This window comes from Rhizobium sp. TH2, assembly GCF_024707525.1.
GTDB lineage: Bacteria > Pseudomonadota > Alphaproteobacteria > Rhizobiales > Rhizobiaceae > Rhizobium_E.
In genome coordinates, this window is the sequence record NZ_CP062231.1 from 5,341,858 (window position 1) to 5,362,819 (window position 20,962).

16 protein-coding genes are annotated in these 20,962 nt (G+C 61.9%); 7 read left to right on the top strand and 9 right to left on the bottom strand.

Annotation, left to right across the window (positions count from 1 at the left end):
• Positions 1 to 8: 8 nt before the first annotated feature.
• Genes IHQ71_RS26170 through wecB form a run of 3 tightly spaced genes read right to left on the bottom strand, consistent with a single transcriptional unit; the run spans position 9 to position 3,278 of the window.
• On the bottom strand, positions 9 to 800 hold the full coding sequence (locus IHQ71_RS26170) for a WecB/TagA/CpsF family glycosyltransferase (protein ID WP_258159320.1): 792 nt from the start codon (positions 798 to 800) through the stop codon (positions 9 to 11).
• The gene (gene wecC, locus IHQ71_RS26175) at positions 797 to 2,131 is read right to left on the bottom strand and encodes a UDP-N-acetyl-D-mannosamine dehydrogenase (RefSeq protein ID WP_258159321.1); all 1,335 of its coding nucleotides are present in this window, start codon (positions 2,129 to 2,131) and stop codon (positions 797 to 799) included. The genes IHQ71_RS26170 and wecC overlap by 4 nt, the downstream gene beginning before the upstream one ends.
• On the bottom strand, positions 2,124 to 3,278 hold the full coding sequence (gene wecB, locus IHQ71_RS26180; protein ID WP_258159322.1) for a non-hydrolyzing UDP-N-acetylglucosamine 2-epimerase: 1,155 nt from the start codon (positions 3,276 to 3,278) through the stop codon (positions 2,124 to 2,126). Before wecB ends, wecC begins: the two co-directional genes overlap by 8 nt.
• Positions 3,279 to 3,458: 180 nt before the next feature.
• Here wecB and IHQ71_RS26185 point away from each other — a divergent pair, with 180 nt between their 5' ends.
• Positions 3,459 to 4,901 carry a hypothetical protein gene (locus IHQ71_RS26185; RefSeq protein ID WP_258159323.1) on the top strand — a complete coding sequence of 481 codons (1,443 nt, stop codon included), beginning with the start codon at positions 3,459 to 3,461 and terminating at the stop codon, positions 4,899 to 4,901.
• Positions 4,902 to 4,905: 4 nt separating this feature from the next.
• Here IHQ71_RS26185 and IHQ71_RS26190 read toward each other — a convergent pair whose 3' ends face one another.
• On the bottom strand, positions 4,906 to 6,102 hold the full coding sequence (locus IHQ71_RS26190; protein WP_258159324.1) for a VpsF family polysaccharide biosynthesis protein: 1,197 nt from the start codon (positions 6,100 to 6,102) through the stop codon (positions 4,906 to 4,908).
• A gap of 730 nt (positions 6,103 to 6,832) precedes the next feature.
• On the opposite strand from IHQ71_RS26190, the gene IHQ71_RS26195 reads away from it, so the two are divergent.
• Positions 6,833 to 8,248 (top strand): GumC family protein, encoded by a 1,416-nt coding sequence (locus tag IHQ71_RS26195; protein ID WP_258159325.1) that lies wholly within the window; start codon positions 6,833 to 6,835, stop codon positions 8,246 to 8,248.
• Between the two features lie 4 nt (positions 8,249 to 8,252).
• Positions 8,253 to 9,359 (top strand): glycosyltransferase, encoded by a 1,107-nt coding sequence (locus IHQ71_RS26200; protein WP_258159326.1) that lies wholly within the window; start codon positions 8,253 to 8,255, stop codon positions 9,357 to 9,359.
• Between the two features lie 4 nt (positions 9,360 to 9,363).
• Here the strand turns inward: IHQ71_RS26200 and IHQ71_RS26205 are convergent, their stop codons facing one another.
• Positions 9,364 to 10,338, bottom strand: a complete 975-nt coding sequence (locus tag IHQ71_RS26205) for a GlxA family transcriptional regulator (protein ID WP_258159327.1) — start codon at positions 10,336 to 10,338, stop codon at positions 9,364 to 9,366.
• Between the two features lie 93 nt (positions 10,339 to 10,431).
• On the opposite strand from IHQ71_RS26205, the gene IHQ71_RS26210 reads away from it, so the two are divergent.
• Genes IHQ71_RS26210 through IHQ71_RS26225 form a run of 4 tightly spaced genes read left to right on the top strand, consistent with a single transcriptional unit; the run spans position 10,432 to position 15,468 of the window.
• Positions 10,432 to 11,682 carry a sarcosine oxidase subunit beta family protein gene (locus IHQ71_RS26210; RefSeq protein ID WP_258159328.1) on the top strand — a complete coding sequence of 417 codons (1,251 nt, stop codon included), beginning with the start codon at positions 10,432 to 10,434 and terminating at the stop codon, positions 11,680 to 11,682.
• A gap of 27 nt (positions 11,683 to 11,709) precedes the next feature.
• Positions 11,710 to 11,988 (top strand): sarcosine oxidase subunit delta, encoded by a 279-nt coding sequence (locus IHQ71_RS26215; protein WP_258159329.1) that lies wholly within the window; start codon positions 11,710 to 11,712, stop codon positions 11,986 to 11,988.
• Complete coding sequence (locus IHQ71_RS26220) at positions 11,985 to 14,948, top strand: sarcosine oxidase subunit alpha (protein WP_258159330.1); 2,964 nt, start codon at positions 11,985 to 11,987, stop codon at positions 14,946 to 14,948. Before IHQ71_RS26215 ends, IHQ71_RS26220 begins: the two co-directional genes overlap by 4 nt.
• Positions 14,941 to 15,468, top strand: a complete 528-nt coding sequence (locus tag IHQ71_RS26225) for a sarcosine oxidase subunit gamma (protein ID WP_258159331.1) — start codon at positions 14,941 to 14,943, stop codon at positions 15,466 to 15,468. Before IHQ71_RS26220 ends, IHQ71_RS26225 begins: the two co-directional genes overlap by 8 nt.
• A 7-nt stretch (positions 15,469 to 15,475) precedes the next feature.
• Here IHQ71_RS26225 and IHQ71_RS26230 read toward each other — a convergent pair whose 3' ends face one another.
• The 4 genes from IHQ71_RS26230 to IHQ71_RS26245 all read right to left on the bottom strand — a co-directional run bounded on the left by IHQ71_RS26230 (position 15,476) and on the right by IHQ71_RS26245 (position 20,946).
• Positions 15,476 to 17,323: a bifunctional diguanylate cyclase/phosphodiesterase gene (locus IHQ71_RS26230; protein ID WP_258159332.1), complete on the bottom strand. Its 1,848-nt coding sequence runs from the start codon at positions 17,321 to 17,323 to the stop codon at positions 15,476 to 15,478.
• Positions 17,324 to 17,454: 131 nt separating this feature from the next.
• Positions 17,455 to 18,726 carry a D-tagatose-bisphosphate aldolase, class II, non-catalytic subunit gene (locus tag IHQ71_RS26235; RefSeq protein ID WP_258159333.1) on the bottom strand — a complete coding sequence of 424 codons (1,272 nt, stop codon included), beginning with the start codon at positions 18,724 to 18,726 and terminating at the stop codon, positions 17,455 to 17,457.
• Entirely contained in the window at positions 18,723 to 19,706 is a 984-nt protein-coding gene (locus tag IHQ71_RS26240) for a sugar kinase (protein ID WP_258159334.1), read from the bottom strand. Before IHQ71_RS26240 ends, IHQ71_RS26235 begins: the two co-directional genes overlap by 4 nt.
• A gap of 37 nt (positions 19,707 to 19,743) precedes the next feature.
• Positions 19,744 to 20,946 (bottom strand): ROK family transcriptional regulator, encoded by a 1,203-nt coding sequence (locus IHQ71_RS26245; RefSeq protein ID WP_258159335.1) that lies wholly within the window; start codon positions 20,944 to 20,946, stop codon positions 19,744 to 19,746.
• Positions 20,947 to 20,962: the final 16 nt, after the last annotated feature.

The following is a 20,962-nucleotide window of genomic DNA, read 5'->3' on the forward strand; positions in this document are numbered from 1 at the left end:
GCACGAAGCTATCGGCGTATCGGGCGGCTGCGAAGCTCCCGCCATAGCAGGCTGGCATAGGCGATATTGGTTTCATAATAGCGCGGCCAGAGCCGGCTCGGTTCCTGCGCGACGCGAAACAGCCATTCCGCTCCGAGTGCCTGCACCAGTTGCGGGGCCCGCGCCACCTTGCCGCCATAGACATCGAAGCTACCGCCGACGCCCATGACGAAATTCGGAACCAGCACATCGCGGTAGCGTTTGAGAAACCGCTCCTTGCGCGGCGTCGGCATCGCCACGAACAGGCAATCGGCGTCCGTGGCGTTGATCGCCGCGACGATCGCATCCTCGTCCGCCGTATCGAAATAGCCATCGTGCATCCCGGCAACGACCAGCGACGGATGATCCCGGCGCAGCCGCAGGGCGACATTGTCGAGCACCTGTTGCTCCGCACCCAACAGATACGGGCGAAAACCGCGCGCTGCGCAAAGGTCGAAGAGATTGATCATGATGTCGACGCCGGCCACACGCTCGGGCACTTTGACGCCGCAAAGCCGGGCACCCCACAGAACGCCCATGCCATCGACGCTGATCACATCGGCACCGGTGACATCCTCATAGAGTTCCGGATTCTTGCCCATGTTCACCAGCTTGGCGACATTGATGACGGTGTGGAGCAGCGGCCGCCGGAAGGCCATCGCCTCCTCGGCTATGCCGAGTGTTTCCGTCATGGTCAGGGCATGCATCGGCGCGCCCATGAATTCGAGCCGTCGTGACGCCAGCAGCCGATGCTGCGCCCATCCGGATTGGCTTCCGTTCACGCCACGCGCCCCACGATCTTCGGCATCGATGTGACCGTCACCGGCCTTTCCTCCTGCATGCGCGCATCCGGCTTACGGGCCTTGCGCCACGTCCATAGACCGCGTGTGTCGACAAGCGCCTTGCTCTTGAGCGCCTCCGCGTCGATCAGCTTGAACTGCCGGTGGTCGACCAGGAGGACGACGATATCGGCACAATCGATCGCCGAGAGCGCATCCATCATGACGACGCCCTTGCCCTCCAGTTCGTGCGGCAGCGTGCGGGCATTGGGCTCAGCGACGATGATACTCAAATCCGGCTTTTCCGCCAGCAGCTTGACGACCTCGACAGCCGGGCTCTCGCGCATGTCGTCGATGTCAGGCTTGAAGCTCAGGCCCAGGCAGGCGACGGTCTGGTTGCGGCGCTTGTCAAGCAGTGCCTCGATATCCCGGACCACCGCATGTGGACGTTCGCTGTTGATCGTCCGCGCCGCGCGGATCAGCCTCGTGCTGTTGGGCGCCGCATCGATGATGAAATGCGGATCGACAGCGATGCAATGGCCGCCGACGCCCGGGCCTGGCTGCAGGATGTTGACGCGAGGATGCCGGTTGGCAAGCTCGATCACTTCCCAAACATTCAGCGACAATTCCTGGCATACCGCCGCAAGCTCGTTGGCAAACGCGATATTGACGTCGCGGAATGCATTTTCCGTCAGCTTGACCAGTTCGGCGATTTCCGGCTGGGTGACGAACAATTTGCCGGTGACGAAGCTGGAATAGAGTTCTGCAGCCCGCTCGGACGACTTTTGCGACAGGCCGCCGATCGAGCGGTCATTGTTGACCAGTTCGGTGAGGATCTTGCCCGGCAGCACGCGTTCGGGCGAATAGGCGACCAGAATATCGGCCTCCTCGCCATAGGTATCCGGGAACCTGAGTTCGGGGCGCAGTTCGGCGAGCAACCTGGTGATCGCTCGGGTCGTACCGACGGGCGAAGTCGATTCCAGCATCACCAGGTCGCCCACCTTCAGCATCGGGGCAATGCTGCGCGCGGCTGATATGACGTAATCGATATCGGGCTTCTTGTCCTCGGTGATCGGCGTCGGCACGGTGATGATGAAGACATCGGCCGGCTGCGGCCTGGTGAAAGCCTTCAATCTGCCGTTCGCAACCACCTTCTGGATCAGTCCGTCGAGATCCGGCTCGACGATATGGATCTGGCCGTGATTGACCTTGTCGACGACAGCTACGTTGACGTCGACACCGATCACATCGAAGCCCCGGCTGGCGAAGATGGCACAGGTCGGCAGGCCGATATAGCCCATGCCGATCACGGACACGGTGCGGATATTAGTCATGACGCAGCAACTCCTCGATGATGCGGGTACTCGCCCTGCCGTCCCCGTAGGGATTGTGTCGGCCGGCCATGCCGCGATAGGCGAGCTGGTCGTCGAGCAGGGCATTGGCATTGGAAAGGATCTTGTCGATATCGGTGCCGACGAGGCGGGCCGTGCCGGCGGCGACACCTTCCGGGCGTTCGGTATTGTCGCGCATGACAAGCACTGGCTTGCCGAGCGACGGCACCTCTTCCTGCACGCCGCCGCTATCGGTCAGCACGAGGTAGCTTTGCTTCATCAGATAGACGAAGGGCAGGTATTCCTGCGGCGTGATGAGATGGATGTTCGGAACGTTGCCGAGCTCGGCATCGACCACGCCACGCACATTGGGATTGGGATGGACCGGAAAGATGATCTGCACGTCGCCGCGCGCGGCCAGCACCCTGAGCGCATGACAGATGCGGTCGATGCCGCCATCGAAATTCTCCCGCCGGTGGCCGGTGACCAGGATCATCTTCTTGGATGGATCGAGGTAGGGAAAGCGCGACGACAGTTCGGCATTCATCATCGCATCGGCGTCGATCGTCGCCGAGAAATGCAGCAGCGTATCGATGACCGTGTTGCCGGTGACGAATATGTTGGCGGGATCCGTTCCCTCAGCGACGAGGTTGTCGCGGGCAAGCGCGGTGGGTGCGAAATGCCAGGTCGCGATATTGGCGGCGACCTTGCGGTTCAACTCCTCGGGAAAGGGCGAATTGATATTGTGACTGCGCAGCCCGGCCTCGACATGCGCCACGGATATGCGCTTGTAGAAGGCCGCAAGTGCTGCAGCCATCGCCGTGGTGGTGTCGCCCTGCACCATCACGATATCGGGCTTGAATTCATCGAGCACTTCGGCCATGCCGGTCAGCACGCGGGCTGTGACGTCGAACAGCGTCTGGCCCGGCTGCATGATATTGAGGTCGTAATGCACCGGCAGGCTCGTCAACTGGATCACCTGGTCCAGCAATTCGCGATGCTGCCCGGTGACGCAGATCCGGGTCAGAAATCCGGAATGATCAAGTGCGGCGCGCGCAACCGGAAAGCACTTGAGCGCCTCCGGCCGGGTACCGAACACGATCAGTAACCTGCGCTTGGCCGGAAGATCGGAATGAGACATAACGTTCATTTTGGGACACTTGGCAAAATTACTTTATGAACTCATTAACTAAGCCATGGGCGGTAGCGTGTTAAGCATTAGATGCCGGAGTGCATTTAATCCCTCGGTTATGATTAATATGGGAGTGGGGATGTACTATAATGAGAAGAAGCCATTACGTTTCTGGCACGGAACTGGATTGAAAGAAACTTGAGTAATATTCTGATCTTTAGTTATTCCAAGATGTCGCGCCGCTGGGAACACGCTCTGCTGGCGCGACTGAAAACACTTGGTCACACGGTCTCGGTTCGGCACGCCGAAGGTGCGTCGGCAGCGGCCAACACGCTGGATCGGGTGCTGAAGCTGGAAAGTCGGCGGTTCGGACAGAGCCTGGCGAGCCGTGCCGAACCTTTGCCACTTGGACCGGATGCGCCCGCCGACCTGATAATTGACCTCACGAACGAACCAAAAGTGTCTCAACGCGGGAATGTATTGACGATCCGGTTTTGCGGTCGCCGGAACCTGGCCGAAGGTATAGCCGCGCTGCTCGCAAGTGGAGAGGCGCAGGTGGAAACCTGGCTCGACGGCGCGGTCTTCGGCCGCGCGCGGCCCATGCTCGGCGATCGGCTCTGGCTTTCGCGCCTTGGCAATGATCTGCTGGCGGGAGCGATGTCTCTCGTCGCCCAGAGCGTCGTCCGCTATTTTGGGGGTCGTCTCACGCCCCTTGAGGACGGCACGAAGGCGGAACCGCGTCGTGTCGGCTTTCTGCAATCCTATGTGCCACATATGGTCAAGGGTCTCGCGCAACGTGCTGCGCGAAAGCTTGCGCTCGGACAGCGACCTTTCTACTGGCAGGTCGCCTATCGGCTGATCGACGGACCCGGTATCGCCGAGACCGGCCGTCTCGATGGAGCGCCATTCACCGTGCTCCCGGATGACGGCCAGCGCTTCTATGCCGACCCTTTTGTCATCGAACATGGCGGCCGCCATTTTCTCTTCGTCGAGGAATTCGAATATGCCAAGGGCCATGGCACGATTTCGGTCGCCGAACTCGGCCCGGATGGCAGGCTCAGTGTGCCGCGCGTCGTGCTGGAAGAGCCCCATCATCTCTCCTATCCGCAGGTCTTCGCGATGGATGGTGAGATATTCATGCTGCCGGAGAGCAGTGCCGCCCGCGAACTGGTGCTCTATCGCGCCGAGAACTTTCCCGATCGATGGGTACGCGACACCGTGCTGATGGAGGATCGCGATTTCAACGATGCGACCTTGCTCCAATCCGGCGGACGTTTCTGGCTGTTCGGCACCGAGCGTTTCGGCCATGGCAGTGCGTCCGACACGATGGCGGTCCATTCCGCCCCGTCCTTGCGCGGACCGTGGGTGCCGCATGCGCTCAATCCCATCGCGATCGACCACTCCGCTGCCCGGCCGGGCGGCGCTTTCATCCGCCAGGGCGACAGGATCGTGCTGCCGGTACAAGATGGCTCGCGCGCCTATGGCGGCGGATTGGGGCTGATGGATCTCGTGCGTATCGATGCCGACGATGTTGTTTTTGGTCCGGTCCGGCCCATCGCGGCCGGCCCTGCCTGGGCACGCATGGGCATCCACACGCTTAACCGCGCTGGTCGGCTCGAAGTCATCGACAGCGCCGGTTGAGTGATCACGCCGCATCGGACTGAAGTCTCGTGCGCCCGCCATAGGCCGCGAGCAGGACCAGCAGAATCGCGATCTCGGGGTTTTTCGAGGACAGAGCATTGTTCGACAGCGCCGTCAGCACATAGGTGATGGTGCCGATCCAGACGGCACCAGGCGCGCCGCGCAGCATCCTGAACAGCATCCAAACGAGCAGCCATGCGAAGAACAGCGCGATCGGCAGGCCGAACAGAAGCGTGATGACCACCGGCGCGCTTTCGATATAGGGCAGGTGGAGCTTCTGGTTGACGATCTCGAGCAACTCCTTGACGTTGATGCCGAACATGATGTCGCCCCAGCTGACATAGTCGAACACCCTGTAGATCGTCACGCGGGCCATGAAGTTCTCATCGAACAGCGACCCGCCGAAGCGGTTCAGCAGGCCGCCGGCATACATGGCCGTGATCAGGGCCGCGGCGAGCACCACGGTTATGATGAACACCACGAGCTTGGCCTTGAATGCACGCCGTAGCGTCAGCCCCTGCCAGCGCGTGAACAGCACCAGCGCCATGACCTCGACACCGCCGAGCAGAAGCGCGAACCGCGCCCCCGACGCGGCGCAGCCGACGAACAGGATGAACACCGCGAGAAGCCGCATCCAGACCGGCCAGCGCGCCAGCACCACGAAACCGATTGCCGTGGCGCAAAGCGAACCGAGCGCCAGCGGATGGTTGGCAAGCCCGATCGGCCGGAACTGCAACTCGTTCAGGTCATAGGGCAGAACACGAATGTGGGTCAGGGCTTCCATGATGCCGATCACCGCACTCAATATCAGCATGCCAAGCACGATGTCGCCCAGAGCATGGCGCGCGCTATCGTCGAAGGTCAGCATGATCAGACCGGCTGCACTCGCGACCAGATAGGTATCGATAATGAAGCCGGACGAGCCGGCGCGTCCGGTGAGGAACAGATAAGGCACCAGGGCCGCCATCAGGATGGAAAAGCGAAGAAGCACCCTGAACTTGCCGATCTCTTCGCCGCGCAAGGTGAACGGCCGGGCGAAAAACGCCAGCGGCAGCAGCAGGAACATAGCATAGGTGCCGACATGCAGCTTCTCGATGAACGATCCGCCGTCATCGGTATAATTGACGATCCTGTTCATGATCTGCGGCGAGATGTTGAAGCGGATCAGGAAGGTGAAAGCCACCGCCAGGAAAAGCAGCATCGAGACGACCTGCAAACCCTCACGGTTCGCGGGCGCCGATCGTCCAGGGCTGGCAGCCGAATAGCTCATCTCTCACCGGTGCATGTCTCAGATACCCAAGGCCGGAACGATGGGTTATCGCACCAGATAGAGCGCAGACTGCCGGCCGGACAAGGAATGTCGGAAAATCGGGTTAATTTGGTCCGGCTCGCTCAGCAAGCGTCTATATTTCAAGTCGTAGTGTCTTATAGTGAAACATTCGGCAGAAGCACTTTGTATCAAATCGAGGCAGGGGGCTTCGCTTGTTCTGACTACGCCCTCATCAATAGAAACCGGATTCCGAATTTTCGTAATGTTTTCATAGAAGAGCCGAATGAGAATCGGTTTCTGCTAGAGTTTCCCATCAAAAGTGGCCGGCTTCGGTGCCTAGCACGACACATGCAAGCGCTTTGAATATATTGTATTTTCGTTCGAGATTTATCAAGAATCGCCGATGTAAAAGCATTGAAAAGCAAATGTCGTTACGGAGAAAGATTAACCAAGAACATCTGTTTTGCGAGCGAGTGCCGGGGCTTGGTATATAAGAAGTTAACGCTCCCAAGGAGTTTACGAGGCCTTAACCATAATGTCCCTGTTTTCCGATACCTCAAAATCGTCTGGCGCGAACCCGTCGGCCCGCCCGTTCAGCCGGAGCGATTACGATGCGAGTCCACGCATCGGCAGTCAGGTCAGGCCAGTACGCGAACAGGAGATGCGCGAAGCCGAGGAGACGGTGACGATCGAGAAGATCGGCGATTTCCTCGAACTGGATTTCCGCCGCCTGTTCGTCTGGCTGCGCTCGGGGCTGATGCTGGCCGTGGTCCTGGCGGTCGTCGGCGCGATCGGCGGCGTGGTCTATGCCATGATGGCAACGCCGCGCTACACGGTCGGCACGGATATCCTGATCAACCCCGCCAGCCTTCAGGTCGTCTCCAACGATCTCTATTCGCAACCGGGGCAGGTCGATGGCCAGGTGCTCAACACCCGCAGCAAGCTGCGCGTGCTGACATCGCGCAACGTGCTGGCGCAGGTTGTGGATGAACTCGATCTCGCAAGCGACCCGGAATTCTACGATCCGACGCCGCGCTTCAGCGTATCTGCGCTGCTCGGCCTGAAGAAGGAAGTCGCCAAGCCCGATCCCAGGCTGGCGGCGCTGGAAAATCTTCAGAAACGGGTCGATTCGAAAGCCGACGAAACATCTTTCGTTTCCACCCTTCTGGTCTCAGCGGAATCGGCCGGCAAGGCGATCGAAATCTCGCAATCCATGGTCAATGCGTTCCAGAACGAGCTTGCCAAGGCCGATGCCGAGGGCGCCAATCGCGCCGCCAAATCGCTTGAGGAGCGGCTGGGCCAGTTGAAAGCGGATGCGACGGCGGCCGAGGAGAAGGTCGAGGCCTACAAGCGCGCGCACAAACTCTCGGCCAGCGATGGCCAACTCGTCAGCTCGCAGACCATGACCCAGCTCAATACCCAGATCATCGCGGCGCAATCGCGCGTGATCGCCGCCCAATCCACCTATGACTCGCTGCTGGCAGCAAGCAGCAATGCCGATTTGTCCGACTCGGTCGCATCGGCGACCATCGTCGCACTTCGCGAAAAGGCCAATAACCTGCAGCGCCAGATCGACGCCCAGTCCATGACCTTCGGCCCGCGCTATCCGGCGATCATGCGGCTGCAGGCCGAACTGGATGGCGCCAATTCCCAGCTCAAGGTGGAGCTCACCCGCACAATCGAAAACGCCAAGACGACGCTGGACAAGAGCCAGGCTTCGCTCACCGCCCTGACCACCCAGATGGATTCGCTCAAGGGCAACGTCTTCAGCGATAACGAATCCCAGGTCGCGCTGCGCGAACTGGAGCGCGATGCGTCGGCGAAATCGACGATCTACGAGAGCTTCATGTCGCGCGCCCGCCAGATCACCGAGCGCGAGCAGATCAACACGACCGATGTGCGCGTGATCTCGACGGCGGTGCCGCCATCCTCGCGCTCCTGGCCGCCGCCGGCCACATTGATGATCGCGCTCGGCTTGTTTGCCGGCTTCATGCTGGGCATGATGCTCGCCGTGATCCGCGGAATGTCGCGCGATCTGAGGCAACCGGGCCAGATGAGCAGTGCCGCATACAGATAGTGGCGTGAACACCAAGCGTATCGTCTTCCACAGCGCGAGCCTTCGGGGCGGCGGCGCCGAGCGTGTCTTCGTGCTGATGGCCAACGAGCTTGCCGCGCGCGGGCATGACGTGACGCTGTTCACCTGGAATGCCGAGGGTCCCAATGCGGCACTCCTTTCGCCACGCGTGAAACTCCTCGATCTCGGCTTGACCATTCGGGGCGAAAGCTACGGCAAGGCGGCGACGCTGCGGGGGCTTTGGCGCACCGCGCAAATCCTGCGTCATCTCAAGCCCGATGTCGTATTCAGCGCCCCCGAATTCGCCAACCTGATCATCGCAATCGCGCTGCTGATTTCCCGCAGTCGAGCAAAATTTTTCCCGAGTTTCCACGCAGCAAAGTCGCTACCATCGAGTGGTATCGGCGCGCGTCTGGCAATCTGGCTCTCGAAACTGGTGGCTTCGCGTGCAACAAGAGCGATCGCCGTATCGCAGGGTATCGGCCGGGATCTTGCCGAGCGCGGGTTTCCCGAGTCCCGGATTGTGGTCATCAACAACCCGCTTCCGCCTCGTGCCAAAACAACGGTCTCCTATCCATGGCATGAGCAGCTTGCCGCCATGGGGGATGGTCCGGTCCTGGCGTCGGTCGGCCGGTTGGTTCCGGTCAAGGATCACAAGACCCTGTTCGACGCTTGCGCCTTGCTGGGCGCCGACCGGCATTGGCGGCTGGCAATCTTCGGCGAAGGCCCGCTGGATGCGGAATTGAAAACCTACGCGTTGAAACTCGGCATCGCCGACCGCGTGCTCTTTGCCGGCTATGTCGCCGATCCCATGACCTGCTATGCCGCAGCCGATCTTGTGGTCTTGTCCTCGCTGAGTGAGGGCTTCGGCAATGTCCTCATCGAAGCCATGGCATCAGGCGTACCTGTCGTCTCGACCGACGCGCCACACGGCCCGCGCGAGATTCTAGCGGACGGTCGATTCGGACCACTTGTGCCGGTCGGCGATGCCAGTGCGCTGGCAATCGCCATCGCTGGGATGCTGGAGCACCCGACTCCGGCTAAGCTTCTCAACGAGAGGGCGCGTGATTTCAACGTGGTCCGGATCGGAGATCAATATGAGCAGCTGCTCTAAGGTTTCACGAGATGTCGCGCGAGACCCGCTCCTGGCTCGGCGTTCTCGCAAAAAGTGTTTTGTAAGCCGTGGAAAAGTGACCCGGGCTTGAAAAGCCCGTCGCCATCGCGATTTCCGAAATCGACAGCGGGCTCTGCTCCACCAACCGCCTGCCATGCTCAAGCCGTATCTCGCGATATTTATCGAGAAAGCCACGTCCCAGTTGCTCGCTGAAAAGCCGGTCAAGATGGCGCGGGCTGACGCCGACGAAACGCGCCATCGCCGACCGATCGAGCGGCTGTTCGACGGTCGCCTCCATCTTTTCCAGCGCGGCCAGCAGCGCCGGGTGGTGGGTGCCGAATCGCTCGGCGGCGGAGCCGCGCTGCGGGGCGGTTGGCTCGGCAATCGCCGTGTGCAGGTACCAGTCGCTGACCCGGCGTGCGAAATGCGAGCCCATGCGCTCCGAGATCAGGGCATGCATCATGTCGAGCGGCGCGACGCCGCCGCCGCAGGTCACGCGGTCACCATCGAGCACGTACCGCGCCTGGCGCAATCGCAGTTGCGGAAAGGCTTCCCGGAAAGCCGGCGCGTGCTCCCAATGGATGGTGAAATCCCGATTCTCGAGCAGCCCGGCCGCCGCCAGGACGAAGGTACCGCTCGAAATGCCGCCGATTCTCACGCCGAGACGCGAGAGCCGCCGCAGCGGAGCGTAGAGACTTTCCCCGGTTGTCCAATCCGTCGGCCCACCGCCCGCGCAGACGAAGACGGTGTGCATGTCACTGCCGCGCGAAGCGATGTCCTCGCACTCGATCGTCACGCCCCCGGAGCTTCGGACGGGAAGCCCACCCAGCGAGAGCGGCACGATCCGATAAAGTTCGCGGCCGGCCAGCAGATTGGCGGCGCGCAGGGGCTCGGACGCCGATGCATAGGACATCAGCGCGAAATTCGGCAGCAGCACGAAGCCGAATGTCTGCGTATTTTTGCTGTCTGTGCCGATCATGGCCCATTTCTATATCATTCCGGCTCAATTTCGCAATGAGCCAACGCCGACTCGGGCTATGCCTTATGGCGAATGAACCAAGGCGGGACTTCCATGCGCTATTCGGCACTCTCCATTCTGCTCAACGGCCTCAGGGGCAACAAGCATTGGGCGCCGGCATGGCGCGACCCCCAGCCCAAGCCGCATTATGACGTGGTCATCGTCGGCGGTGGCGGCCACGGTCTTGCGACGGCATACTATCTCGCCAGCCGTTTCGGCATCACCAATGTCGCGGTGCTCGAAAAGGGCTATATCGGCTCAGGCAATGTCGGCCGCAACACGACGATCATCCGCTCGAACTACCTGCTGCCCGGCAACAATCCATTCTACGAATTGTCGATGAAGCTGTGGGAAGGGTTGGAGCAGGATTTCAATTTCAACGCCATGGTCTCCCAGCGCGGCGTGCTCAATCTTTTCCATTCCGATGCCCAGCGCGATGCCTATGTCAGGCGCGGCAACGCCATGCGGCTGCACGGTGTCGATGCGGAACTGCTCGATCGGGCGGCGGTACAGGCGATGCTGCCCTTTTTCGACTACGACAATGCCCGCTTCCCGATCAAGGGCGGCCTGCTGCAGCGACGCGGCGGCACGGTGCGCCATGATGCCGTCGCCTGGGGCTACGCGCGCGGCGCCGATAGCCGAGGCGTCGATATCATCCAGAACTGCGAAGTGACCGGCATCCGCCGTGAGAACGGTAAAGTCACCGGCGTCGAGACATCGAGAGGCTTCATCGGCTGCGGCAAGCTGGCCCTCGCCGCCGCAGGCAATTCGTCGCGCGTCGCCGAAATGGCGGACCTGAAACTGCCGCTCGAGAGCCATGTCCTGCAGGCCTTCGTCTCCGAGGGGCTGAAACCCTTCATCGATGGCGTGGTGACCTTCGGCGCCGGGCATTTCTATGTCTCGCAGTCCGACAAGGGCGGCCTAGTGTTCGGCGGCGATATCGACGGCTATAATTCCTATGCCCAGCGCGGCAATCTGGCGACGGTCGAGCATGTCGCCGAAGCCGGCAAGGCGATGATCCCGTCGATCTCGCGCATTCGCGTACTGCGCTCCTGGGGCGGCATCATGGATATGAGCATGGATGGTACGCCGATCATCGATCGCACCCATATCGATAATCTCTATCTCAATGCCGGCTGGTGCTATGGCGGCTTCAAGGCAACGCCGGCCTCCGGCTTCTGCTTCGCCCATCTTCTGGCGAACGGCACGCCGCACGAAACCGCCAAGGCCTTCCGCCTCGATCGCTTCGCGCGCGGCTACCCGATCGACGAAAAGGGCCAGGGCGCCCAGCCCAACCTTCACTGATATTGCTCGCCAAGGACATTTCAAGAAATGGCAAGTCTGGTTCCCTGCCCGCATTGCGGGTCACGTCCGAAAGAAGAATTCACCGTCAAGGGCGCGGCGCTTCCGCGCCCGGCGCCCGACGCGGGCGAGCAGGTATGGATGGATTACGTCTATCTGCGCGACAATCCGCGCGGTAGGTATGAGGAATTCTGGCACCATACATCCGGCTGCCGGCGGTGGCTGGTCGTGACGCGCGATACCGCGACCCATGAGATCGAAGCCAGCCGCGACGTCGCGTTCGGTACAAGCCCGGAGGCGCGCGCATGACCTCTTACCGCTTGCCAAAAGGCGGTCTGGTTGACCGCCGGACGCCGCTTTCCTTCACCTTCGACGGCGCGTCGTTCCAAGGCCTCGCCGGAGATAGCCTGGCATCGGCGCTGCTTGCCAATGGCCGCCAGCTGGTCGGCCGCAGCTTCAAATACCATCGCCCGCGCGGCATCCTGACGGCAGGCGCGGCCGAGCCCAACGCGCTGATGACCATCGGCTCGGGCGGCCGGACGGAAGCCAATACCCGCGCCACGATGCAGGAGCTCTATGCAGGGCTCGAAGCGCGGAGCCAGAACCGCTGGCCGTCGCTCGATTTCGACATCGGCGCGGTCAACAGCCTGCTGTCGCCGTTTCTCAGCGCCGGCTTCTACTACAAGACCTTCATGTGGCCCGCGGGCCTGTGGGAAAAGCTCTACGAGCCCTTCATCCGCAAGGCCGCGGGCCTCGGCAAGGCAACCTATGAGGCCGATCCGGATCACTATGAAAAGTGCTGGGCGCATTGCGACCTGCTGGTGATCGGCGCCGGGCCAACAGGCCTTGCAGCAGCGCTGACCGCCGGCCGTGTCGGTGCGCGCGTCATCATCGTTGACGAACACACGCTTGCCGGCGGCTCGCTGTTGCAGGAGACCGCGACAATCGGCGGAGAGGATGCGCCGGCATTCGCGGCCCAGGTCGTGGCGGAACTACAATCGCTGCCGAATGTCCGCGTCATGACCCGCACCACCGCCTTCGGCTGGTATGACGGCAACGTCTTCGGCGCCATCGAACGCGTGCAGAAACATGTCCGCAATCCCGATCCCAATCGTCCGGTCGAGCGCCTCTGGCGCATTGCCGCAAAACAGGCACTGCTGGCCACCGGCGCCGAGGAACGCCCGCTAGTGTTCGGCGGCAATGACATTCCAGGCGTGATGATGACGGGCGCGATGCGCTGCTATCTCAACCGCTACGGCGTGGCGCCGGGCAAAAGCACGGCGATCTTCACCACCAATGATGCCGGCTACGCGCTCGCCCGTGACATGGAGAATGTCGGCCTGACTGTCGCGGCGATCATCGACAGCCGAGCGGATGCTTCATTCGCGTATCAAGGCAAGGCGCGATTGATCCGAGGCGGTGTCGTCACTGATGCCAACGGCGGCAAATCACTCAAGTCGATCGCCATATCGGCAGGCGGCAAGACTGAAACCCTCTCCGTCGATGCGCTGGCGATGTCGGGCGGCTTCAGCCCGATCATCAACCTCGCCTGCCATCGCGGCGGCAAGCCGCAATGGTCGGATGCGGACGCCGCCTTTCTGGCACCCTCCGGCCTGAAGGGAATAGAGATCGCAGGTGCGGCACGGGGAACGGCGAGCCTTGGCGATTGCCTCACTAGCGGCGCCGAACGCGGCGCGGCGCTCGCCAATGCTCTCGGCTTCAAGGCGGAGCCCCTGTCCATCGGAGCCGTCGAAGGCGACATAGCCGCCCCCGCCGGCAAGCCGCTCTGGTCCATTCCAGGCATCAAGGGCAAGGCCTTCGTCGATTACCAGAACGATGTCCACCGCAAGGATCTCGATCTGGCGGTGCGGGAAGGCTACGGCCATGTCGAGCTTGCCAAGCGCTACACGACCAATGGCATGGCGACCGACCAGGGCAAATTGTCCAACGTCAACGCCATCGGCCTGCTCGCCGACGCGCGCGGCGTTTCCCCTGCCGATGTCGGCACCACCACGTTCCGGCCATTCTACACGCCGATCTCGTTTGGTGCCCTGACGGGTGCCCATGCCGGCCAGCATTTCCAGCCGGTGCGCAAATCGCCACTGCACGATTGGGCCGCCAAGCACGGCGCGATCTTCGTCGAAACCGGCCTCTGGTATCGCTCCTCATGGTTCCCGCGCGGCGGCGAAACCCACTGGCGCGAGAGCGTCGATCGTGAGGTGCTCAACGTCCGCAGGAATGCCGGCCTCTGCGATGTTTCGATGCTCGGCAAGATCGAGGTCTGCGGCAAGGACGCGGCGGAATTCCTCAATCGCGTCTATTCCAATGCCTTCCTGAAGCTCCCCGTCGGCAAGGCGCGCTACGGGCTGATGCTGCGCGAAGACGGCTTCATCTATGACGACGGCACGACAAGCCGGCTGGAGGAAAACAGGTTCTTCATGACCACGACAACCGCCTATGCGGCCGGTGTCATGACGCATCTGGAGTTCTGCGCGCAGGCTCTCTGGCCGGATCTTGATGTCCGCCTCGCCTCGGTGACAGACCAGTGGGCGCAGATGTCGATCGTCGGCCCGAAATCGCGGAAAATCCTGCAGGCGATCGTCGATGACGACATATCCGATGCGGCTTTCCCCTTCCTCGGCGCACGCGAAGTATCGCTGTTCGGCGGCCGGCTGCACGGGCGGCTGTTCCGTATCTCCTTCTCCGGCGAACTGGCCTTCGAGCTTGCAGTAGCGGCCGGCTACGGCGAGAGCGTCTTCGATGCTCTGATGGAGGCTGGTGAGCCGCACGGCATCCAGCCCTATGGTGTCGAAGCACTCGGCGTCATGCGCATCGAGAAGGGCCATGTCACGCATAACGAGATCAACGGCACAGTCGTCCCCGCCGACCTCGGCTTTGCGAAGATGGTCTCGGCAGTGAAACCGGATTTCATCGGTAAGGCTATGCTGAACCGCGAAGGCTTATTGGCCGACGACCGGCCGAGCCTCGTCGGCGTTGTGCCGCTCGACCCGAAGACATCGTTCCGCACCGGCTCGCATATCCTTGCCAAGGATGCGGCCGCAACACTCGAGAATGACCAGGGCTACGTTTCCTCCAGCGCCTATTCCCCGCATGTCGGTGCCACCATCGGCTTGGCTCTGGTCAAGCGCGGTCCCGCCCGCCATGGCGAGGAAGTTGTCGTGTGGAACGGGCTTTTGAATGAATTCACGCCGGCACGCCTGTGCGATCCGGTCTTTGTCGATCCAGCGAATGAGAAGCTGCATGGCTGATTTCCAACTCGTCCACCGCCCCGCAGTCCACGAGGCATTCGCTTCGAGCGCGGGCGCCGTCACGCTTCAGCCATTGCCGGAAGGCCGGGTGATCCAAGTGCTCGGCAAGCCGGCTGGCGACGACCTGCGCCAGATCCTCACGGAATTCGCGGGCACCGGTCCACATGGCCTGCGATCGGCGGGCCCCGGCCAATGGTTCATCGTCGGCGACTCCCCGATGACCCATGACGAGTTTCAGGCAATGGCCGCGAAGCTTGCCCAGCATGCATTCCTCGTCGACCAGAGCCACGGCCGGGTGCGTGTCGGCCTCAAGGGAACCCGGATCGTCGATGTGCTGGCGAAGGGCACAGGCGTCGATCTCGACCGGGTTGCCGTTGGGGAATCGGCCATGACCTTGGTCGGCCACATATCCGTCCACCTTACCCGCCTCGCGCCGGATGCCATCGAACTCATGGTGTTAAGGGGTTTTGCCGAAAGCCTGTGGGACGATCTGGTTCGGATGAGCCGGGAATTCGCCTGATCGGAGCTCACGCACCGCGCGCGGTCGAAACCCGTTTCAGTTGGAACAGCGCTTCGTTCATCTCCGCCGTGTCCTTTTCCTGGCTGCCTTCGAGGAGCAGGCCGGTCATGTCTTCCGCCGACACTGCCTTCGAATAGAGATAACCTTGACCCAGCACGCATCCCATCGCCTTCAGGCGTTCGGCCTGGTCCGCTGTCTCGATGCCCTCGGCGACGACCCGGATCCCGAGACCCTTGGCGATGTGCAGAATGCCCTCGATAATACATCCGCCGGCGTCACCCGGACCCAGGCGATCGACGAATGATTTGTCGATCTTGATGATATCCACTGGAACCGTGAGCAAGTGGGTCAGGGAGGCAAATCCCGTCCCGAAATCATCCAGAGCGACCTTGAGGCCTCGCGCGCGGAGCGCCTTGATCTCATTGGCGACAGTCTTGTCGCGCTGGCTGATATAGACGGATTCCGTGACTTCCAGAATCGCGTGGCCGAGCGGCACGCCGGCAGCGCCAAACGCTTCGGAGAGAAGATCGGATAATCCGCCGGCGCGGAAATCGGCGGCGGAAATGTTGATTCCGACATGCTGAAAAGCGATGCCGCGGCCGAGCCATGCGCCGACATCTCTCGCAACCTGCTTGAGCATCGAGCGTGTCAATGCGGAGGCGACGCGCGCGTCCTTCGTGGCTTCATGGAATTGTGAGGCCGAGATGATCGAGCCATCCCGGCCGATCATCCGGCAGAGCGCTTCAACGCCGATGATCTCGGCGCTGTCGAGGCGCACGACGGGCTGATAATAGGCACGTATGCGATCCTCGTCCAAGGCAAGTGCAACATTGCGGATCGCGTCGAAGCGCGCTGAGATCGCAGTGCCAAGGGTCTCCTCGTGATGGACGAAGCCGCCCCGCTGCGTCTCCTTGGCGTGGTAGAGTGCAAGGTCGGCATTCTGGCGTACCGTCTCCGGCGTCTGGCCGGGATGGTTTCGTTCGGCCGCGCCGATCGTCACCGATGAGAAGACCGTATGACCGTTGCAGATGGAAGGTTCGCCGGCGGAAGCAAGGATGCTTTCGGCAAGCGAGACAGCCTTTTCGGCAGAAGCGGAACTGACGATCACCGCGAATTCGTCGCCGCCGAGCCGGTAAGTCTCGAACGGTTTGACCGCCGCGGAGAGCCTCGCTGCAACGGCGGCGATAAGTGCATCCCCCACATTGTGCCCGAACGTATCGTTGACGGTCTTGAGATTGTCGATATCGACCAGCAGAAGGCCCCAGTCATCGTCCTGGCAGGCACTGAGATCGTTTTCGAACCTGGTGCGGTTGGGAAGCCCGGTCAGGACATCGGTGAAAGCCAGGCTGCTATGCGCCAGCAATCGCTCCTGGCGTTCGAGTGCGATCATGCAAAGCGGCAGGCAGGTCTCGACGATACTCTCTTCGAGCGATGTAGGACCGCGCGTCTCCCGGAAGTAGAAGGCGAATGTGCCAATGACCCTGCTATCGTTGCTGAAGATGGGGCTCGACCAGCAGGCCCGGAGTCCCAGCGGCAGAGCCAGTGCCTTGAAATTCGCCCATAGCGGATCGCGGTCTATGTCCGTGACGCTTACCGGCCGGCCAAGAAAGGCGGCTGTCCCGCAGGAGCCAACGTCCGGGCCGATGGGCAGATTGTCGAGTGCATTGGAATAATGGGCCGGCAGGCTGGGTCCGGCGGCCGGATGCAGGCGGCCCTCGCCATCCAGTGTCAGGATCGAACAAATGATCCCGGGCACCAGCGCTTCGGCTTCCTGGCATAGTCTGCTCAGCGTCACCTCAAGCGCATCGCCTCGGGCGATCATCCTCAAGATGACGTTTTGCAATTCCAGAAGCATGCCCGACTCCATCCGACATGCCTAAAATACAGACTGACGTTTTCGGAAGCGTTAGGCCGATAGATACAACTTGAGCGATTTAAGTTCTCGCGCAGGATTCCTCTTGTTCGAGTGGCGCGCTACCGTTCGAGTTAGTCGCTTGTACAGGCGGCGCGGTAGTCGTCGAGACTGCGCTGAACGGCGGCAACAAGCAGGGAAGCTGGATCGAGCGGCTTACCGGACCAGCTTTCGAAGGCCGGAAGATACTGGCGGAAAAGCGTTGGCGGGACGGTTCTGCCTTGCAGGGCATCGATCAATTGCTGGACCGCTGTCTCGGCCTGAGGCTGGTTCCAGTAGTAACGGATGCGGTCGGAGTAGGAATATTGCCGCTGCACGCGCTGTTCTTGCGCCGAACCGTGATAGTGCCCCTGCCAGAAACCGGGCTTTTCCAGCATCAGCTTTTCCATGGCCGCGAAGAGTGCGCGCGGCGGATAGTCCCCGATGAGATCGCTGGCGATGAGATCCAAGCCATAAAGTGATTCCCGTAGCACGAAGGTCAATTCGGGCCCGACCTTGAGAATAGGGAAGCCATCCTCCACAAGATGTCTGAGCGCTGTCCGTCCCTGGTAATCGGTCGAATGTGCCTCGTAGATAAGGCCTTGTTCCCGATCGAGCAATTGCGTCAGCCCGCGCGCTTTCGAGGGGTCATAGATGACCACGTTCGCGTTGCCGAATTCGACGCCCGGCTGGACGACGAGGCCGATCACACGGGAGAAAGCATCTTCCATTCCGGCCTGCCGGAAAAGATCGCGATGCACGTTAATGGTCTGCTGCGCGGCCGCGACGCTGGTCGGCTCGAGTTCGGTGATCACATGATGAGCGCCGCCGGGCGGTGGCACTTCGGTGCCGATGATATAGACCGGCATCTCGCCGCCAGTGTTTCGTGCGGCCTGTTCCGCCACTTTAGCCAAGCGCAAAGCCCGCTCTGCGGTCGTTGCGTCGTCGAGGGCGGCCGGCTCGCCGGCGCATCCCATCGATGCGTCCAGATGGATCTTGCGGAAACCGGCATCGACATAAGCCATCACCATGTCCTCGGCTTTCGCCATGGCCGAAGCGGCTGGTTCAGATCGCCATGGATTAGGTCCGAGATGGTCGCCGCCGAGGATGATCTTGTCAGTTGGCAGATTTTCCTCCGCTGCAATGCGCCGAACAAGCTGCACGAAATCGGCTGGCAGCATGCCGGTATAGCCGCCGAACTGGTTGACCTGATTGCAGGTCGCCTCGATCAGCAGGACATCCGAATAGCGCGCCGCATTACGGGCGGCCGCGCGCATCACCAGCGGATGGGCCGAGCAGACCGAGGTGATGCCGACCGGCCTGCCGTCGCGGCGTGCCTGCGCCAGCTGTCTCAGGAATGACGTCACAGCGCTGCCCTCGGCGTATTGGCGATGAAGTCGTCGAGTTGTCGCCGGCTCCCGGCGCCCTCCATCGGACCCTTGGCTGTTACATTCCGGGCACCGGCCGCGTTGGCATATTCCAGGGCCTTGTCGGCTGGCATGTCGAGCCGACGGCACGCGACATAGGCGCCGCCGAAGCAATCTCCCGCGCCGGTCGGGTCGATCTCCTCCACTTTGAAGGCCGGGCAATCCAGGCGCGTGCTGTCGGAGCCGTAGAACGTCGATCCCCGTTCGCCGCGCTTCAGTGCGATCTCGGTCGCGCTGTGGGAAAACAGCGCCTGTATCGCCGCCGCCTCGCCATCGACGCGGGCCGCGACGAACAGCTCATCGCCGGAGGGCAGGATCAGGTCGGCGATCTCCACCAGCCTCGCAAAGCGCGCCAGCATATCGCCCTGGCCGAGCAGTTCCTTGCGCAGGTTGGGATCGAACGAGACGCTGCCGCCCCGGTTCTTGATGACGCCGATGGCGTGATCCATGATGTCCCAGGCGCCGGGGATCGAAAACGCTGTCCCCATGACATGCAGATGCCCAGCGCGGGCTATGAGCGCCTTGGCTTCGCCGGTCAGGCTGAGTTGGGCTGCGGAGGATTTGGCGATGTTGTAGACGAAATCGCGCGAGCCATCCTCGCGATAGCGCACGAAGGCGCTGCCGGTGGGATAGTCGGCGCTGACCGAGACGGCGGAGACATCGGCGCCATCGGCGCGCAGCCGCTCCACATTGATCCGGCCGAAGTCGTCATTGCCCACGGAGGCGATAATACCGGCCGATCCGCCGATCTTGGCGCATTGATCGATGAAGATAGCGGGTGCACCGCTCGGATAGGGCCCCGTCAGCTCGATCGGCTCCATAAAGCCATCGCCGCGATGGACCGCCATGATCTCCACCAGGATTTCCCCGATGGTGATGGTGGGGCCGAGCCGGTTCGGCGCGAGTGATGTGCTGGTCATGAATGCATTCTCTTGATTTATCGGAGCTATGAACGGCTTATCCCGCATCCTCGGCGAAGCGCTGGCTCTCCATCGACAGATAACGTTGGTGGAGAATGCAGGCCGCGCCGAAAGCCGGGCCGATCGTTTCATTGTCGTTCATCACAATATCAGGCATCGGAAAGCTCGCCTCCTGCGTCGACCGGATGTGGTGGGCGACGCGGGCCGCCATCAGCGGATAGAGTGCCGCCACCGATCCGCCCAGAACGATCCGGTCCGCATCGATCACCCGACAGGCCTGGATGAGGCCGATCGCCAGCGCCCTTGCCCATTCCTCGGCGATCGTCACCGCGCCGGGCACACGGTCGCGCACATCTGCCAGGAATGTCTGGAACGTCGGCTCGGCCTTGCCGGATATGTTGCGATAGCCATGCATGATGTTTTCGAGGCCGAGCACCTGTTCCAGGTTCCGGTCCGGCTGCGAGACGCCATCGATCCTGAGATGACCGACCTCACCGGCCAACCCATTCGCGCCGCGAAACAGGCTGCCATTGACGATGATGCCGCCACCGACGCCGCTTTCCATGACGAGAAACAGCGTGACGCCGGCATGCAGTTCGTTGCGGCCATATGTGGCCCCGATGGCGAAGGCGTTCGCATCGTTTTCCGCCGCCACTGGAACGGAGACGGGCAGCACATCCCGCACGCGTTCCACAAGCGGTTCGTTTTCCCAGCCGAGCAGGGGTGCCAGCCGGACGAAGCCGTGCTTGTCCATCTGCGCCGGCGTTGCGATCCCGAGGCCCTCGCAACGATCGCGCCGGGAGGCGGGGATCGCCTCGAACGCCATCTGCACCGCGCGCTCGACGGCCTTGGTGACGCCAGCGGACGCACCATCGAAGGGCTCGACACTGGTCGAGATGATATTGGTCCCGAGGTCGATCTCGACCGTGCTGATATGCTCGACGCCGATCTCGACGCCGACGAAGAAGACCGCTTCGGGAACGAGTTCGAGCATGATGCCGGGCCGTCCCGCATGGGTCGGGTTGGCCCGCACATAATGATTCTCATTGACCTCGCGGACCAGCCCATCCGCCGTCAATCCGGCGATGATGTGGCCGGAGGACGAGCGGTTAAGCCCGAGCTTGCGCGCCAGGTCGGCACGGCTCAGCCGGCCGAACTGATGTAGCGCCTTCAAGGCCGCTACTTCGTTTCGTTGCCTGATGCCGCGCGGCGAACTGGTGATCAACACCGTCTCATTCACGCAAAGATCTCCCCAA

What these genes read in the sequence shown, in the direction of transcription:
- wecC (WP_258159321.1), bottom strand. Translation starts at nt 2,131, where the DNA reads ATGACTAATATCCGCACCGTGTCCGTGATCGGCATGGGCTATATCGGC.
- wecB (WP_258159322.1), bottom strand. Translation starts at nt 3,278, where the DNA reads ATGAACGTTATGTCTCATTCCGATCTTCCGGCCAAGCGCAGGTTACTG.
- IHQ71_RS26190 (WP_258159324.1), bottom strand. Translation starts at nt 6,102, where the DNA reads ATGCTGCTTTTCCTGGCGGTGGCTTTCACCTTCCTGATCCGCTTCAAC.
- IHQ71_RS26195 (WP_258159325.1), top strand. Translation starts at nt 6,833, where the DNA reads ATGCGCGAAGCCGAGGAGACGGTGACGATCGAGAAGATCGGCGATTTC.
- IHQ71_RS26205 (WP_258159327.1), bottom strand. Translation starts at nt 10,338, where the DNA reads ATGATCGGCACAGACAGCAAAAATACGCAGACATTCGGCTTCGTGCTG.
- IHQ71_RS26210 (WP_258159328.1), top strand. Translation starts at nt 10,432, where the DNA reads ATGCGCTATTCGGCACTCTCCATTCTGCTCAACGGCCTCAGGGGCAAC.
- IHQ71_RS26215 (WP_258159329.1), top strand. Translation starts at nt 11,710, where the DNA reads ATGGCAAGTCTGGTTCCCTGCCCGCATTGCGGGTCACGTCCGAAAGAA.
- IHQ71_RS26220 (WP_258159330.1), top strand. Translation starts at nt 11,985, where the DNA reads ATGACCTCTTACCGCTTGCCAAAAGGCGGTCTGGTTGACCGCCGGACG.
- IHQ71_RS26225 (WP_258159331.1), top strand. Translation starts at nt 14,941, where the DNA reads ATGGCTGATTTCCAACTCGTCCACCGCCCCGCAGTCCACGAGGCATTC.
- IHQ71_RS26230 (WP_258159332.1), bottom strand. Translation starts at nt 17,323, where the DNA reads ATGCTTCTGGAATTGCAAAACGTCATCTTGAGGATGATCGCCCGAGGC.
- IHQ71_RS26240 (WP_258159334.1), bottom strand. Translation starts at nt 19,706, where the DNA reads ATGACCAGCACATCACTCGCGCCGAACCGGCTCGGCCCCACCATCACC.